General features: G+C 56.1%; 11 protein-coding genes. 2 read left to right on the top strand and 9 right to left on the bottom strand.

Annotated elements, in window-relative coordinates; all coding sequences use genetic code 11:
• Positions 1-51 precede the first annotated feature (51 nt).
• Both rpoB and rpoC read left to right on the top strand, forming a co-directional pair.
• Positions 52-4080, top strand: coding sequence for a DNA-directed RNA polymerase subunit beta (gene rpoB / locus V4835_RS22445; protein ID WP_023334099.1), 4029 nt, complete (start codon positions 52-54; stop codon positions 4078-4080).
• Positions 4081-4156: 76 nt separating this feature from the next.
• On the top strand, positions 4157-8380 hold the full coding sequence (gene rpoC, locus V4835_RS22440; protein WP_063145614.1) for a DNA-directed RNA polymerase subunit beta': 4224 nt from the start codon (positions 4157-4159) through the stop codon (positions 8378-8380).
• Between the two features lie 115 nt (positions 8381-8495).
• Here rpoC and V4835_RS22435 read toward each other — a convergent pair whose 3' ends face one another.
• The 9 genes from V4835_RS22435 to thiC form a co-directional block, all read right to left on the bottom strand.
• Positions 8496-8813 (bottom strand): PTS lactose/cellobiose transporter subunit IIA, encoded by a 318-nt coding sequence (locus tag V4835_RS22435; RefSeq protein WP_331413793.1) that lies wholly within the window; start codon positions 8811-8813, stop codon positions 8496-8498.
• Complete coding sequence (locus V4835_RS22430; RefSeq protein ID WP_331413792.1) at positions 8813-9121, bottom strand: PTS sugar transporter subunit IIB; 309 nt, start codon at positions 9119-9121, stop codon at positions 8813-8815. The genes V4835_RS22435 and V4835_RS22430 overlap by 1 nt, the downstream gene beginning before the upstream one ends.
• A 181-nt stretch (positions 9122-9302) precedes the next feature.
• Positions 9303-10844 carry a sensor domain-containing diguanylate cyclase gene (locus tag V4835_RS22425; protein WP_063145613.1) on the bottom strand — a complete coding sequence of 514 codons (1542 nt, stop codon included), beginning with the start codon at positions 10842-10844 and terminating at the stop codon, positions 9303-9305.
• A gap of 337 nt (positions 10845-11181) precedes the next feature.
• The gene (gene thiH / locus V4835_RS22420; RefSeq protein WP_331413791.1) at positions 11182-12309 is read right to left on the bottom strand and encodes a 2-iminoacetate synthase ThiH; all 1128 of its coding nucleotides are present in this window, start codon (positions 12307-12309) and stop codon (positions 11182-11184) included.
• Positions 12306-13076 carry a thiazole synthase gene (gene thiG, locus V4835_RS22415; protein WP_331413789.1) on the bottom strand — a complete coding sequence of 257 codons (771 nt, stop codon included), beginning with the start codon at positions 13074-13076 and terminating at the stop codon, positions 12306-12308. The genes thiH and thiG overlap by 4 nt, the downstream gene beginning before the upstream one ends.
• Before the next feature lies 1 nt (position 13077).
• Positions 13078-13278 carry a sulfur carrier protein ThiS gene (gene thiS / locus V4835_RS22410; protein WP_331413788.1) on the bottom strand — a complete coding sequence of 67 codons (201 nt, stop codon included), beginning with the start codon at positions 13276-13278 and terminating at the stop codon, positions 13078-13080.
• On the bottom strand, positions 13262-14017 hold the full coding sequence (locus tag V4835_RS22405) for a HesA/MoeB/ThiF family protein (protein WP_331413786.1): 756 nt from the start codon (positions 14015-14017) through the stop codon (positions 13262-13264). The genes thiS and V4835_RS22405 overlap by 17 nt, the downstream gene beginning before the upstream one ends.
• Positions 14004-14645, bottom strand: a complete 642-nt coding sequence (gene thiE / locus V4835_RS22400; RefSeq protein ID WP_331413784.1) for a thiamine phosphate synthase — start codon at positions 14643-14645, stop codon at positions 14004-14006. The genes V4835_RS22405 and thiE overlap by 14 nt, the downstream gene beginning before the upstream one ends.
• Positions 14645-16540: a phosphomethylpyrimidine synthase ThiC gene (thiC, locus tag V4835_RS22395; RefSeq protein WP_331413782.1), complete on the bottom strand. Its 1896-nt coding sequence runs from the start codon at positions 16538-16540 to the stop codon at positions 14645-14647. Before thiC ends, thiE begins: the two co-directional genes overlap by 1 nt.
• Between the last annotated feature and the right edge of the window lie 34 nt (positions 16541-16574).

Below are 16574 nucleotides of genomic sequence, written 5' to 3'. Positions count from 1 at the left end.
TGTCCCTTCGTCGGACAGATGGGTCGACTTGTCAGCGAGCTGAGGAACCCTATGGTTTACTCCTATACCGAGAAAAAACGTATTCGTAAGGATTTTGGTAAACGTCCACAAGTTCTGGACATTCCATATCTCCTTTCTATCCAGCTTGACTCGTTCCAGAAGTTTATCGAGCAAGATCCTGAAGGGCAGTACGGTCTGGAAGCAGCCTTCCGCTCCGTGTTCCCGATTCAGAGCTACAGCGGTAACTCCGAGCTGCAGTACGTCAGCTACCGCCTTGGCGAACCGGTGTTTGACGTTCAGGAATGTCAGATCCGTGGCGTGACCTATTCCGCACCGCTGCGCGTAAAACTGCGTCTGGTGATCTACGAGCGCGAAGCGCCGGAAGGCACCGTAAAAGACATTAAAGAACAAGAAGTCTACATGGGTGAAATTCCACTCATGACGGACAACGGTACTTTCGTTATCAACGGTACTGAGCGTGTTATCGTTTCCCAGCTGCATCGTAGCCCGGGCGTCTTCTTCGACAGCGATAAAGGTAAAACACACTCTTCCGGTAAAGTACTGTATAACGCACGCATCATTCCTTACCGTGGTTCATGGCTGGACTTCGAGTTCGATCCGAAAGACAACCTGTTTGTCCGTATCGACCGTCGTCGTAAGCTGCCTGCAACCATCATTCTGCGTGCGCTGCAATACACCACTGAACAGATCCTGGACCTGTTCTTTGAGAAAGTGATCTTTGAAATCCGCGACAACAAGCTGCAGATGGAGTTGGTGCCGGAACGTCTGCGTGGTGAGACCGCGTCGTTCGACATCGAAGCCGACGGCAAAGTGTATGTGGAAAAAGGTCGCCGTATCACCGCGCGCCACATCCGCCAGCTGGAAAAAGATGATATCAAACTCATCGAAGTTCCGGTTGAGTACATTGCAGGAAAAGTAGCCGCGAAAGATTACGTTGACGAGTCAACGGGTGAGCTGATCTGCCCAGCGAACATGGAGCTGAGCCTGGATCTGCTGGCTAAGCTGAGCCAGTCTGGCCACAAACGTATCGAAACGCTGTTCACCAACGATCTGGACCACGGCGCGTATATCTCTGAGACTATTCGCGTCGACCCAACCACCGATCGTCTGAGCGCGCTGGTAGAAATCTACCGCATGATGCGTCCTGGTGAGCCACCAACTCGCGAAGCGGCGGAAAGCCTGTTCGAGAACCTGTTCTTCTCCGAAGACCGCTACGATCTGTCCGCGGTTGGTCGTATGAAGTTCAACCGTTCTCTGCTGCGCGACGAAATCGAAGGTTCCGGTATCCTGAGCAAAGACGACATCATCGAAGTGATGAAGAAGCTCATCGATATCCGTAACGGCAAAGGCGAAGTGGACGATATCGACCACCTCGGCAACCGTCGTATCCGTTCCGTAGGCGAAATGGCGGAAAACCAATTCCGCGTTGGCCTGGTACGTGTAGAGCGTGCGGTGAAAGAGCGTCTGTCTCTGGGCGATCTGGATACCCTGATGCCTCAGGATATGATCAACGCCAAGCCGATTTCTGCAGCAGTGAAAGAGTTCTTCGGTTCAAGCCAGCTGTCTCAGTTCATGGACCAGAACAACCCGCTGTCTGAGATTACGCACAAACGTCGTATCTCTGCACTCGGCCCAGGCGGTCTGACCCGTGAACGCGCAGGCTTTGAAGTTCGAGACGTACACCCGACGCACTACGGTCGCGTATGTCCAATCGAAACGCCTGAAGGTCCAAACATCGGTCTGATCAACTCCCTGTCCGTTTACGCACAGACTAACGAATACGGTTTCCTCGAGACCCCGTACCGTAAAGTGACTGACGGTGTTGTAACCGACGAAATTCATTACCTGTCTGCTATTGAAGAAGGCAACTACGTTATCGCTCAGGCGAACTCCAACCTGGATGACGAAGGCCACTTTGTAGAAGATCTGGTTACCTGCCGTAGCAAAGGCGAATCCAGCTTGTTCAGCCGCGACCAGGTTGACTACATGGACGTATCCACCCAGCAGGTGGTATCCGTCGGTGCGTCCCTGATCCCGTTCCTGGAACACGATGACGCCAACCGTGCATTGATGGGTGCGAACATGCAACGTCAGGCCGTTCCAACTCTTCGCGCTGATAAGCCGCTGGTTGGTACCGGTATGGAACGTGCTGTTGCCGTTGACTCCGGTGTTACTGCGGTTGCTAAACGTGGCGGTACTGTTCAGTACGTCGACGCATCCCGTATCGTTATCAAAGTTAACGAAGACGAGATGTATCCGGGCGAAGCAGGTATCGACATTTATAACCTGACCAAATACACCCGTTCTAACCAGAACACCTGTATCAACCAGATGCCTTGCGTATCTCTGGGTGAGCCAGTTGAGCGCGGCGACGTGCTGGCAGACGGTCCGTCTACCGACCTCGGTGAACTGGCGCTCGGTCAGAACATGCGCGTAGCGTTCATGCCGTGGAACGGTTACAACTTCGAAGACTCCATCCTCGTCTCCGAGCGTGTGGTTCAGGAAGATCGTTTCACCACCATCCACATTCAGGAACTGGCATGTGTGTCCCGTGACACCAAGCTGGGGCCAGAAGAGATCACCGCTGACATCCCTAACGTGGGTGAAGCTGCGCTCTCCAAACTGGATGAATCCGGTATCGTTTACATCGGTGCGGAAGTGACCGGCGGCGACATTCTGGTTGGTAAGGTTACGCCTAAAGGTGAAACCCAGCTGACGCCAGAAGAGAAACTGCTGCGTGCAATCTTCGGTGAGAAAGCGTCTGACGTTAAAGACTCTTCTCTGCGCGTACCAAACGGTGTTTCCGGTACGGTTATCGACGTTCAGGTCTTCACCCGTGACGGCGTTGAGAAAGATAAGCGTGCGCTGGAAATCGAAGAGATGCAGCTCAAACAGGCTAAGAAAGACCTGTCTGAAGAACTGCAGATCCTCGAAGCGGGTCTGTTCAGCCGTATTTATGCGGTGCTGGTTGCCGGTGGCGTTGAAGCTGAGAAGCTCGACAAACTGCCACGCGATCGCTGGCTGGAACTGGGCCTGACCGACGAAGAGAAACAAAATCAGCTGGAACAGCTGGCTGAGCAGTATGACGAACTGAAACACGAGTTCGAGAAAAAACTCGAAGCGAAACGCCGCAAAATCACTCAGGGCGACGATCTGGCACCAGGCGTGCTGAAGATTGTTAAGGTGTATCTGGCCGTTAAACGTCAGATCCAGCCTGGTGATAAGATGGCAGGTCGTCACGGTAACAAGGGTGTTATCTCTAAGATCAACCCGATCGAAGATATGCCGCACGATGCTAACGGTACGCCGGTAGATATCGTACTGAACCCGCTGGGCGTACCGTCTCGTATGAACATCGGTCAGATCCTGGAAACTCACCTGGGTATGGCTGCGAAAGGTATCGGCGACAAGATTAACGCCATGCTGAAGCAGCAGGAAGAAGTCGCGAAACTGCGCGAATTCATCCAGCGTGCCTACGATCTGGGTACCGACGTGCGTCAGAAAGTCGACCTGAATACCTTCAGCGATGAAGAAGTGCTGCGCCTGGCTGAGAACCTGAAAAAAGGTATGCCAATCGCAACGCCGGTCTTCGATGGTGCGAAAGAAGCTGAAATTAAAGAGCTGCTGCAACTGGGTGGTCTGCCAACGTCTGGTCAGATTACGCTGTTTGACGGCCGTACCGGTGAACAGTTCGAGCGTCCGGTAACCGTAGGTTACATGTACATGCTGAAACTGAACCACCTGGTCGACGACAAGATGCACGCTCGTTCTACCGGTTCTTACAGCCTGGTTACTCAGCAGCCGCTGGGTGGTAAGGCACAGTTCGGTGGTCAGCGCTTCGGGGAGATGGAAGTGTGGGCGCTGGAAGCATACGGCGCGGCATACACCCTGCAGGAAATGCTCACCGTTAAGTCTGATGACGTGAACGGTCGTACCAAGATGTATAAAAACATCGTGGACGGCAACCATCAGATGGAACCGGGCATGCCAGAATCCTTCAACGTACTGTTGAAAGAGATTCGTTCGCTGGGTATCAACATCGAACTGGAAGACGAGTAATTCTCGCTCAAACAGGTCACTGGTGCCGGGTTAACCCCCGGCACCAGATTGTGCTAACTCCGACGGGAGCAAATCCGTGAAAGATTTATTAAAGTTTCTGAAAGCGCAGACTAAAACCGAAGAGTTTGATGCGATCAAAATTGCTCTGGCTTCGCCAGACATGATCCGTTCATGGTCTTTCGGTGAAGTCAAAAAGCCGGAAACCATCAACTACCGTACGTTCAAACCTGAGCGTGACGGCCTTTTCTGTGCGCGTATTTTCGGGCCAGTAAAAGATTACGAGTGCCTGTGCGGTAAGTACAAGCGCCTGAAACACCGTGGTGTGATCTGTGAGAAGTGCGGCGTTGAAGTGACCCAGACCAAAGTGCGTCGTGAGCGCATGGGCCACATCGAGCTGGCGTCTCCGACCGCTCACATCTGGTTCCTGAAATCTCTGCCGTCCCGTATCGGTCTGCTGCTGGATATGCCGCTGCGCGATATCGAACGTGTTCTGTACTTCGAATCTTATGTGGTTATCGAAGGCGGGATGACGAACCTGGAACGTCATCAGATCCTGACTGAAGAGCAGTATCTGGACGCGCTGGAAGAGTTCGGTGACGAATTCGACGCGAAGATGGGTGCGGAAGCTATTCAGGCCCTGCTGAAGAGCATGGATCTGGAGCAAGAGTGCGAGCAGCTGCGTGAAGAGCTGAACGAAACCAACTCCGAAACCAAACGTAAAAAGCTGACCAAGCGTATCAAACTGCTGGAAGCGTTCGTTCAGTCTGGTAACAAACCAGAGTGGATGATCCTGACCGTTCTGCCGGTTCTGCCGCCAGATCTGCGTCCACTGGTTCCGCTGGATGGTGGTCGTTTCGCAACGTCCGATCTGAACGATCTGTATCGTCGCGTTATCAACCGTAACAACCGTCTGAAACGTCTGCTGGATCTGGCTGCGCCGGACATCATCGTACGTAACGAAAAACGTATGCTGCAGGAAGCGGTTGATGCCCTGCTGGATAACGGTCGTCGCGGTCGTGCGATCACCGGTTCTAACAAGCGTCCTCTGAAATCTTTGGCCGACATGATCAAAGGTAAACAGGGTCGTTTCCGTCAGAACCTGCTCGGTAAGCGTGTTGACTACTCCGGTCGTTCTGTAATCACCGTAGGTCCATACCTGCGTCTGCATCAGTGCGGTCTGCCGAAGAAAATGGCACTGGAGCTGTTCAAACCGTTCATCTACGGCAAGCTGGAACTGCGTGGCCTCGCCACCACCATCAAAGCCGCTAAGAAAATGGTTGAGCGTGAAGAAGCTGTCGTTTGGGACATCCTGGACGAAGTTATCCGCGAACACCCGGTACTGCTGAACCGTGCACCAACCCTGCACCGTTTGGGTATCCAGGCATTTGAGCCAGTGCTGATCGAAGGTAAAGCTATCCAGCTGCACCCGCTGGTTTGTGCGGCATATAACGCCGACTTCGATGGTGACCAGATGGCTGTTCACGTACCGCTGACGCTGGAAGCCCAGCTCGAAGCGCGTGCGCTGATGATGTCTACCAACAACATCCTGTCCCCAGCGAACGGTGAACCAATTATCGTTCCTTCTCAGGACGTTGTATTGGGTCTGTACTACATGACCCGTGACTGTGTTAACGCCAAAGGCGAAGGCATGGTGCTGACTGGCCCGAAAGAAGCTGAGCGTATTTATCGCGCTGGCCTGGCCTCTCTGCATGCGCGCGTTAAAGTGCGTATCACCGAATACGAAAAAGATGAAAACGGCGAATTCGTTGCGAAAACCAGCCTGAAAGACACGACCGTTGGCCGTGCTATTCTGTGGATGATCGTACCGAAAGGTCTGCCTTTCTCCATCGTCAACCAGGCGCTGGGCAAGAAAGCGATCTCCAAAATGCTGAACACCTGTTACCGCATTCTGGGTCTGAAGCCGACCGTTATCTTCGCTGACCAGACAATGTATACCGGCTTTGCTTATGCAGCGCGTTCAGGTGCATCTGTTGGTATCGATGACATGGTCATCCCAGAGAAGAAACACGAGATCATCTCTGAAGCGGAAGCCGAAGTTGCTGAGATCCAGGAGCAGTTCCAGTCTGGTCTGGTTACCGCGGGCGAACGCTATAACAAAGTTATCGATATCTGGGCAGCGGCGAACGATCGTGTATCCAAAGCGATGATGGATAACCTGCAGACCGAAACCGTGATCAACCGTGACGGCGTAGAAGAGCAGCAGGTTTCCTTCAACAGCATCTACATGATGGCCGACTCCGGTGCGCGTGGTTCCGCAGCACAGATTCGTCAGCTGGCAGGTATGCGTGGTCTGATGGCGAAGCCAGATGGCTCCATCATCGAAACGCCAATCACCGCGAACTTCCGTGAAGGTCTGAACGTACTCCAGTACTTCATCTCCACGCACGGTGCTCGTAAAGGTCTGGCGGATACCGCACTGAAAACAGCGAACTCCGGTTATCTGACGCGTCGTCTGGTTGACGTTGCGCAGGATCTGGTTGTGACCGAAGACGATTGTGGCACCCTCGAAGGTATCACCATGACCCCGGTTATCGAGGGTGGTGATGTTAAAGAGCCACTGCGCGATCGCGTTCTGGGTCGTGTGACTGCGGAAGACATTCTGAAGCCGGGCACTGCAGACATTCTGGTTCCACGCAACACGCTGCTGCACGAGCACTGGTGTGACCTGCTGGAAGCGAACTCTGTTGACTCCGTGAAAGTACGTTCCGTTGTATCTTGTGACACCGACTTTGGTGTATGTGCGCACTGCTATGGTCGTGACCTGGCGCGTGGCCACATCATCAACAAAGGTGAAGCAATCGGCGTTATCGCGGCACAGTCCATCGGTGAGCCGGGTACACAGCTGACGATGCGTACGTTCCACATCGGTGGTGCGGCATCTCGTGCGGCTGCTGAATCCAGCATCCAGGTGAAAAACAAAGGTAGCATCAAGCTCAGCAACGCGAAGTCTGTTGTTAACTCCGCAGGCAAGCTGGTTGTGACCTCTCGTAACACCGAGCTGAAGCTGATCGACGAATTCGGTCGTACCAAAGAGAGCTATAAAGTGCCTTACGGTGCGGTTATGGCGAAAGGTGATGGCGAGCAGGTTGCCGGCGGTGAAACCGTTGCAAACTGGGATCCACACACCATGCCGGTTATCACCGAAGTAAGTGGTTTCATCCGCTTCACTGACATGATCGACGGCCAGACCATTACTCGTCAGACCGACGAGCTGACCGGTCTGTCTTCTCTGGTGGTTCTGGATTCTGCTGAACGTACTGCCGGTGGTAAAGATCTGCGTCCTGCACTGAAAATCGTTGATGCTCAGGGTAACGACGTTCTGATCCCTGGTACCGACATGCCTGCGCAGTACTTCCTGCCGGGTAAAGCGATCGTTCAGCTGGAAGATGGCATTCAGATCGGTGCGGGTGATGCGCTGGCGCGTATTCCACAGGAATCCAGTGGTACTAAAGATATCACCGGTGGTCTGCCACGCGTTGCGGACCTGTTCGAAGCACGTCGTCCGAAAGAACCTGCTATCCTGGCTGAAATCAGCGGTATCATTTCCTTCGGTAAAGAAACCAAAGGTAAGCGCCGTCTGGTTATCACCCCAGTAGATGGTAGCGAACCGTACGAAGAGATGATTCCTAAGTGGCGTCAGCTCAACGTGTTCGAAGGTGAACGTGTAGAACGTGGTGACGTGGTTTCCGATGGTCCAGAAGCGCCGCACGATATTCTGCGTCTTCGTGGCGTACACGCGGTAACGCGTTACATCACCAACGAAGTGCAGGACGTTTACCGTCTGCAAGGCGTTAAGATTAACGATAAGCACATCGAAGTTATCGTTCGTCAGATGCTGCGTAAAGCAACCATCGAAAACGCAGGCAGCTCCGAGTTCCTGGAAGGCGAGCAGGTTGAATACTCACGCGTCAAGATTGCTAACCGCGATCTGGAAGCGAACGGCAAAATCGGTGCGACCTTCGCGCGCGATCTGCTGGGTATCACCAAAGCGTCTCTGGCAACCGAGTCCTTCATCTCTGCTGCATCGTTCCAGGAAACGACTCGTGTCCTGACCGAAGCCGCTGTTGCTGGTAAGCGTGATGAACTGCGCGGTCTGAAAGAGAACGTTATCGTGGGTCGTCTGATCCCGGCTGGTACCGGTTATGCGTACCATCAGGATCGTATGCGTCGTCGTGCTGCGGGCGAACTGCCAGCTGCACCGCAGGTGACTGCTGAAGATGCATCCGCGAGCCTGGCAGAACTGCTGAACGCAGGTCTGGGCGGTTCCGACAACGAGTAATCGTTGATGCCCGGTGGTGAACATTACCGGGCATGTGCCTCGTAGGTCGGGTAAGCGCAGCGCCACCCGACAATAAAAAACCCGCCTCGGCGGGTTTTTTTACATCTGTGTGTTATCAGTTTACCAATGGGATCCGACGATAAAGCTCAATCATATCGCCCGCCAGATCCTGAATGACCATCGCGTTCATCAGGTGATCCTGAGAGTGGACGGTGATCAGGTTAACCGGAAGCTTCCCGGTTCCTTCGTCAAGACCGATAAGCTGCGTCTGGATCGTGTGCGCATGCTTCACATATTCGAGCGACTCTTCCATCGCTTTTTCTGCTTCGTCAAACTCACCTTTACGCGCCATCTGTAGCGCCGTCAGGGCCGCACTGCGCGCCGCGCCTGCATTGACCAGCAGTTCCATAATCGTGGTTTCTAAGTCTTCCATTATGACTCCAGAAGTTTGAGCGCTTTTTCCAGTACGGCATCACCTTTCATCATGCCGTAATCCATCATGTCGATCACCGCGACCTTTTTACCCAGCGGCTCGGCCTGCGCCTGAAGTTTAGCTTGCTCGTATTTAACCTGTGGCCCCAGCAATACGATGTCGGCCGTCGCGATGTTGTCTTTAAACTCCGCAACCGGAACGGCTTTAATGGTGACTTCACCCCCTTTTTTCTGCGCGGCGTCTTTCATACGTTGAACCAGCATGCTGGTTGACATTCCCGCTGCACAGCATAAAACGATGTTCTTCATAATCAGCCTCGATCTACATGTGTTTATTGATAATTATCCCGTGCAGACCGCTTCAACAACCGGTTTACCGCGATTGTGTGTCAGGCATCACAAAGAAACCGGCGATTTTCTGAAACCGGTTACAATTTTGCGTTGTCGTGTACCCGGCCCGTCGAAACGGGCAGGGGTGAAAGAGGGAGGATTAGCTGATGGACGTTCGGTTAATGCGGTTTTTACCCTGCTGTTTGGCGCTGTAGAGGGCGTTATCAACGCTTCCGACAAATTGATCCAGCGGTTCAAAATGCCACTCCCCAAGACCGCCGCTGAACGTAACCCGCAGGTTTTCTTCGCGCCAGACGCGTTTTTCAACAGCGGTACGCCACGCTTCCAGTAATGAGAGCGCAGACGTCATCTGCTCAGCCTGGAAAATTACCGCAAACTCTTCTCCACCGTACCGGTAAAGCGAGACGTGATGTGGCTGCATGATCTGGATCCCTTCGCGGGCCACGTTGCGCAGAACGATATCACCGGTCAGGTGGCCCAGCGTGTCGTTAATCGACTTGAAGTTATCAATGTCCACCAGCGCCATCGCGAAAGGCTGCTGGGCATTCAGCAGCTCCGCGATATCGCTATCAAATGCGCGGCGGTTTTTACAGCCCGTCAGCGCATCGTGAGTGGCCTGGCGCACGTAGGCCATCTCACGCTCTTTATTGGACTGGATAGTATGGCTCAGCATCGCTTCCAGCCGCGGCGCCTCGCTGACGTCGCCGGTTTTGATGGCATTGATAATGTGCATCAACACGCTACGCGAGGCGTGGCGGAGGTATAAGCCGAAGAGAATGATGATGATGGCTGCCAGCGCAAACCCCCAGCCAACGATCGTCGTTTCGTGGCGGGTGATATCGGTGAGCGTCGCACCCGATACCCGGTAAATGACAAACCAGTCCGGATTGGTAAACGAGTAGTAGTAGTACCAGGCGTTGCTTTTCTTGTCGTAAAGGTGGCCTTCGCCGCTGGTCATTTTGTCCATCAGCGCTTCGCTCACGTACTGTTTGAAGAGCGCGCCCGTATCCGGGTGAAGCACAACGGCGCCGTCGCGTTCGACGACGAAGAATTCCCCCTGAACGGGCGCCACCATTTGACGCAGGGTGTAGCCCATTGACGTCAAATCAAGATGAAACGCGATCGTTCCCTTCAGTCTGCCTTCCGGTGAAATCAATGGCTTATAGAGCGTGACCGTCGGATGGCCGGTGAAGTAGTCCATGTAGGGGCGAGTATAGTGGCTGAAGATACTGGCTTCGGCCTGAGCGACAAACCACGGCCGCGTCCGGGGATCGAAGGTTTTACTCTTCTCCGTGGGGAGCACTTCCGGTGCGCGAAGATAATGCCCCTGCGTGTCCGCCAGCGAGATGGAGGACACGGTCGGCATCAGGTTCTGCAGATGCATCACCATCTGCAGCCCCTGCGTCGGGTTGACGTTGAGCGTCTCGTTTAGCCTGTCGTTACGCGAAAAGTACATCGCGGAGCGGCCCAGGATATAGTCGTTTTCACGCAGGATCGACTCGGTGTAGTTCACCGCCAGGTTGTGCGTGAAATTGCTGTTAATCTTGTGATAATCCTCAAGAAAATCCTTTCGTTGCGAAAGCGTCACCGCGACCGCGATCACCACAAAACTGCAGATGATCCCCGCGAAGCTGAGCATGATTGGCCGGGTAAAAGAGAGCTTTTTGCTGTGAAGTGCCATGAGCTGTACATCGTTCCTGATGGTGAATACTTTTCGTCTGCCGATATCCTCTCAGCATAGTCGCTGTCCTGCGGTTAGCGGTGAATTATACGGCACACGGTTTCTGACGGGATGATTTATCTTAAGAACCATTAAGAAAATACTTATTCAAATGGCCGGGGGCCGTTTGTGCAATGAACCAGAGGCAGGGCGAAACGAGGAAGAAGCTTTTCGCCCTGGTCAGCATCCGTTGCTGACCGTGTGACAATAAAAAACCGGACGATCGCTGACAATCATCCGGTTTTGCCTTTTCGTAGCGCCTCGACAATTTTTTATGATGTTGCAGTGCGTTTCAACGTCATTGCGAGACTCTTCCCAGCCAGCTGTCCCAGTCTTTCCAGACGGGCTGAAGACCCTGCGCCGTCAGCGCTGCGGCGACTGCTTCCGGACGTCGTCCGTCATGCGGCACAAATTGCTCCAGCTCCGGACGATCGTCGGCGTAGCCGCCGGGCTGCGTTTTGGAAAACGCGCTGACGTTGTTAATCGCAAGCGGGATAACGCGATCGCGAAACGCCGGGGACTCACGCGTTGAGAGCGATAATTCCACTTCCGGGGCGAGCAGGCGAAACGCGCAGATGGTCTGCACCAGCTGGCGTTCATCCATTAGCGAAGCCGGTTCAATCCCGCCTGCGCAAGGTCTCAGGCGCGGGAAGGAGATGGAATAACGGCTCTGCCAGTAGTGCTGCTGGAGCCACAGCAAATGTTCCGCCACCATGTAGCAATCCACCCGCCAGCTGTCAGAGAGCCCGATCAGCGCGCCCAGACCGATTTTGTCGATGCCCGCGCGGCCCAGCCTGTCCGGCGTTTCAAGCCGGAAAAAGAAATCCTGTTTCTTGCCCTTCAGGTGGTGCCGGGCGTACGTCGCCTCGTGGTAGGTTTCCTGGTAGACCATGACCCCGTCCAGCCCGAGGGTTTTGAGCTCCGCGTACTCCTCCTGCGCCAGGGGCTGCACTTCCATCTGCAACGACGCAAACTGACGACGAATGGCGGGAAGGTGGTGGCGGAAATAGTCCATTCCTACTTTTCCCTGATGTTCGCCCGTGACCAGCAGAAGGTGTTCAAAGCCCATTTCACGAATGGCCGCACACTCGCGGGCAATCTCATCGTCATCGAGCGTTTTACGCTTGATGCGGTTGCTCATGGAAAAACCGCAGTAGGTGCAGTCATTGGCGCACAGGTTTGAGAGATAGAGCGGCACGTAGAAACTCACCGTGTTGCCAAAACGCTGCCGGGTGAGCCGCTGCGCTCGCTGGGCCATCGGTTCGAGGTACGGGCTGGCCGCCGGGGAGAGCAGAGCCATCAGATCCTCGCGGGTCAGATGGCGGGCATTCAGCGCGCGCTCCACGTCAGCCGCCGTTTTGCTGTTGATGCGCAGGGCAATGTCGTCCCAGCTAAGCTGCCGCCAGCGCTCGGTAAACGTGCTCATGAGATCGCCTCCAGAAAACCGGTCAGCGGGCTGGTGGCCTGCGCCTGGAAACTGCGCGAGCCGGGGCCGGACTCCCTTGCCAGCAGGCCAGCCTCTACGGCCATGCGGAACGCACGCGCCATCATGACCGGATCGTCGGCAACCGCGATGGCCGTGTTGACCAGCACCGCGTCGGCGCCCATTTCCAGCGCCTGCGCGGCATGGCTGGGCACGCCAATTCCCGCATCCACCACCACCGGTACGGTAGCCTGCTCAATAATGATTTCCAGCATCGCGCGGGTTTCCAGCCCCTGGTTTGAGCCAATAGGGGCGCCCAGCGGCATGACGGCGGCGCAGCCGACCTCTTCCAGCCGTTTGCACAGGACAGGGTCGGCGCCGCAGTAAGGCATGACGGTAAACCCTTGCTGTACAAGCTTTTCAGCCGCTTTCAGCGTTTCGATAGGGTCGGGCAGCAGCCAGCGGGCGTCAGGATGAATTTCCAGCTTCAGCCAGCGGGTGCCGAGCGCCTCGCGGGCCAGCTGCGCGGCAAAAATCGCCTCTTCGGCCGTTTTGGCACCGGAGGTGTTAGGCAGCAGCGTGACGCCAGCCGCCAGTAAAGGCGCCAGAATGGCATCGCTGTGATGACGCAGATCCACCCGCTTGAGCGCCAGCGTCACCAGCTGGCTGCCGCTTTCGCGAATGGCATCCACCATCAGCTGCGGCGAGGCGAATTTTCCGGTTCCGGTAAACAGATGTGAATCAAAGACTTTGTCGGCAATATGTAACATCTCAGCCCCCAGCGATAACCTGAAACAGCAGGATCTGGTCGCCGTCATTGACCTGCTGATGTTCCCACCGCTCGCGCGGCAGGATCTGTTGATTGAGCGCCAGCGCCGTTCCCGGCTTGAGCTGACGCAGCTTGTCGAGCAGTACCGCAACGGTGAGCCCGTCGTCGCATCTCATCGGCTCATCGTTAAACAGAATGCGCATCGCGGCCTCCGCATACCGGGCAGCGGCTGGCGCGGTGTAACGCCAGATGGCGCCAGCCGCTGGAGCGGGCATCAAACAGCCGCAGCGTATTGCGTTCCGTTTCCATGCCGCTAAGCAGCTTGATGGCTTCCAGCGCCTGCATCGTGCCCATTACGCCGACCACCGGACCAAGAATGCCTGCCGTACGGCAGTTGCGCGCTGGCTCTGCATCGTCCGGCCACAGGCAGCGATAGCAGCCCTGCGACCATGGCGGGGTCAGGACCATCATCTGTCCGCCGAACCCCACCGCGCTGGCGGTGATAAGCGGCGTATTACTTGCCACGCAGGCGGCGTTAATCGCCTGGCGCGTCGCCATGTTGTCCGTGCAGTCCAGCACCACGTCGGCAAGGGCGACCTCACGGCGCAGGCTTTCACCGCTGAGCCGATCCTGCAGGGCAATCAACGCGATATCCGGGTTGAGCTGGCTCAGGCGCTGCCGGGTGACTTGCGCTTTCGGCTGGTTGATATCCTCGGTGGTAAAGAGGATTTGTCGCTGCAGGTTGCTGAGGTGAACCTCGTCGTCGTCGGCCAGCACCAGCGTACCGATACCTGCACCAGCCAGATAAAGCGCGGCGGGCGCGCCTAACCCGCCCAGACCAACAATCAGCACCCGGCTTGCGAGCAGTTTTTGCTGCCCGTCGATGGCGATATCTTCCAGCAGGATCTGACGGCTGTAGCGCATAAAATCACGATCGTTCATCACCCGCTCCTGCCAGCTGTAACAGCTGTTCGGTGGCGAGCCGCCAGTCTGCGGCCTGGGTGATGGCGCTGACGACGGCGATACTGCCGACGCCGGTCTCCAGCACCGCCGGGGCGCGCTCAAGGCTGATTCCGCCAATAGCGACGGTAGGGTAATCGGCAAGGCGTTTCACGTGACTCGCCAGCTGCGTCAGACCCTGCGGTGCGGAGGGCATCTGCTTGGTTTGCGTCGGGAAGACGTGACCCAGCGCGATGTAAGAGGGACGGGCCGCCAGGGCCACGTCGATCTCCATGTCGTCGTGTGTTGAAACGCCAAGACGCAACCCGGCTTCACGGATAGCGCTCAGATCCGTTGTTTCCAGGTCTTCCTGGCCCAGATGCACGCCGTAAGCCTGGTGCTTAACGGCCAGCCGCCAGTAGTCGTTGATAAACAGGCGGGCGTTATACTGACGCCCAAGCGCAATGGCGGTAACCACATCGGCTTCCACCTCGTCATCGCGTTTATCCTTGATGCGCAGCTGGAGGGTGCGAACGCCAGCCTTCAGCAGGCGCTCTATCCACTCCATGCTGTCCACCACCGGATAGAGCCCTAAACGGTAGGGGACGGGCGGGAAATCGGGCTGGTACATTACGCCTCCTCTTTTTTGAGGTAGATTTCGCCGCCTTTGGCGCGGAAGGTTTCTGACATGTCCGCCATGCCCACTTCAATGGTCTGCGCGGCGGCGTAGTCGCGCACCTCCTGGCTAATTTTCATCGAGCAGAACTTCGGCCCGCACATAGAGCAGAAGTGCGCGACTTTGCCTGATTCCTGCGGGAGGGTTTCGTCGTGATAGGCGCGGGCGGTGAACGGGTCCAGCGCCAGGTTGAACTGGTCTTCCCAGCGGAATTCGAAGCGCGCCTTCGACATGGCGTTATCGCGAATTTGTGCGCCCGGGTGGCCTTTGGCCAGATCCGCCGCGTGGGCGGCAATTTTGTAGGTGATCAGCCCCTGCTTCACGTCCTCTTTGTTTGGCAGGCCGAGGTGTTCTTTCGGCGTCACGTAGCAGAGCATGGCGCAGCCGAACCAGCCGATCATCGCCGCCCCAATGCCTGACGTGAAGTGGTCATAGCCCGGCGCAATATCGGTGGTCAACGGCCCGAGGGTGTAGAACGGCGCTTCGTGGCAGTGCTCCAGCTCCTCGGTCATGTTGCGGCGGATCATCTGCATCGGCACGTGGCCTGGGCCTTCAATCATCACCTGCACGTCGTACTCCCAGGCGATTTTGGTCAGTTCGCCCAGCGTGTGCAGCTCGGCAAACTGCGCTTCGTCATTCGCGTCGCGAATAGAGCCAGGACGCAGGCCGTCGCCCAGCGACAGAGAGACATCGTACGCGGCGCAGATTTCGCAAATTTCGCGGAAGTGTTCGTAGAGGAAGTTTTCCTGATGGTGGGAGAGGCACCACTTCGCCATGATGGAGCCGCCGCGCGAGACGATGCCGGTCAGGCGCTTCGCCGTCATCGGCACGTAGCGCAGCAGCACGCCCGCGTGAATAGTGAAGTAGTCCACGCCCTGTTCAGCCTGCTCCAGCAGCGTGTCGCGGAACGCTTCCCAGGTGAGGTCTTCGGCAATACCGTTGACCTTCTCCAGCGCCTGATAAATCGGGACGGTGCCAATCGGTACCGGGCTGTTACGCAGGATCCATTCGCGGGTTTCGTGAATATAGCGGCCAGTGGAGAGATCCATTACCGTGTCCGCCCCCCAGCGCGTGGACCAGACCAGCTTTTCCACCTCTTCTTCGATGGAGGAGGTCACGGCCGAGTTACCGATGTTCGCGTTGACCTTCACCAGGAAGTTGCGGCCAATAATCATCGGCTCGGATTCCGGGTGGTTGATGTTGGCGGGGATAATCGCGCGGCCTGCGGCCACTTCGTCGCGCACAAACTCCGGCGTGATGTTCTCCGGCAGGCGAGCGCCAAAGCCTTCGCCCGGATGCTGGTAGCGCAGCACTTCGCTACGGATGCGCTCGCGGCCCATGTTTTCGCGGATGGCGATGAACTCCATCTCCGGCGTGACGATGCCCTGGCGCGCGTAGTGCAGCTGGGTCACGCATTTGCCCGCTTTGGCGCGTTTTGGCGTCAGCAGGCCGGTAAAGCGCAGCTCGTCCAGACCGTCGTCGGCCAGGCGCTCTTTGGTGTACGCAGAGCTGCGCACGCTCAGTTCTTCGCAGTCGTTGCGCGCATTAATCCACGGCTGGCGCAGCTTAGCCAGACCCTGCTGGACGTTGATGGCAACATCAGGGTCACCGTACGGGCCGGAGGTGTCGTATACCGGCACGGCTTCGTTGTCTTCAAACTGGGGGTTATCTTTGCTGCCGCCGATAAGCGTCGGGCTGAGCTGAATTTCGCGCATTGGGACGCGGATATCGGCCTGCGAGCCGGAAATGTAGATGCGTTTCGAGTTCGGGAAAGCGGTGCCTTCCAGCGTGTCGATGAAGTGTTGGGCCTGTGCGCGCTGTTCGCGGCGGGTCAGTTTTGCAGTAGACATAGCTCATTCCAAAAGTGAAGGACATGGCTTGTCA

The organism is Enterobacter cloacae complex sp. CARB60 (genome assembly GCF_036487345.1).
GTDB classification, from domain to species: Bacteria; Pseudomonadota; Gammaproteobacteria; order Enterobacterales; family Enterobacteriaceae; genus Enterobacter; species Enterobacter asburiae_D.
The sequence above is the reverse complement of the archived record's forward strand: the minus strand, read 5'-3'. Positions and strand labels throughout refer to the sequence as shown.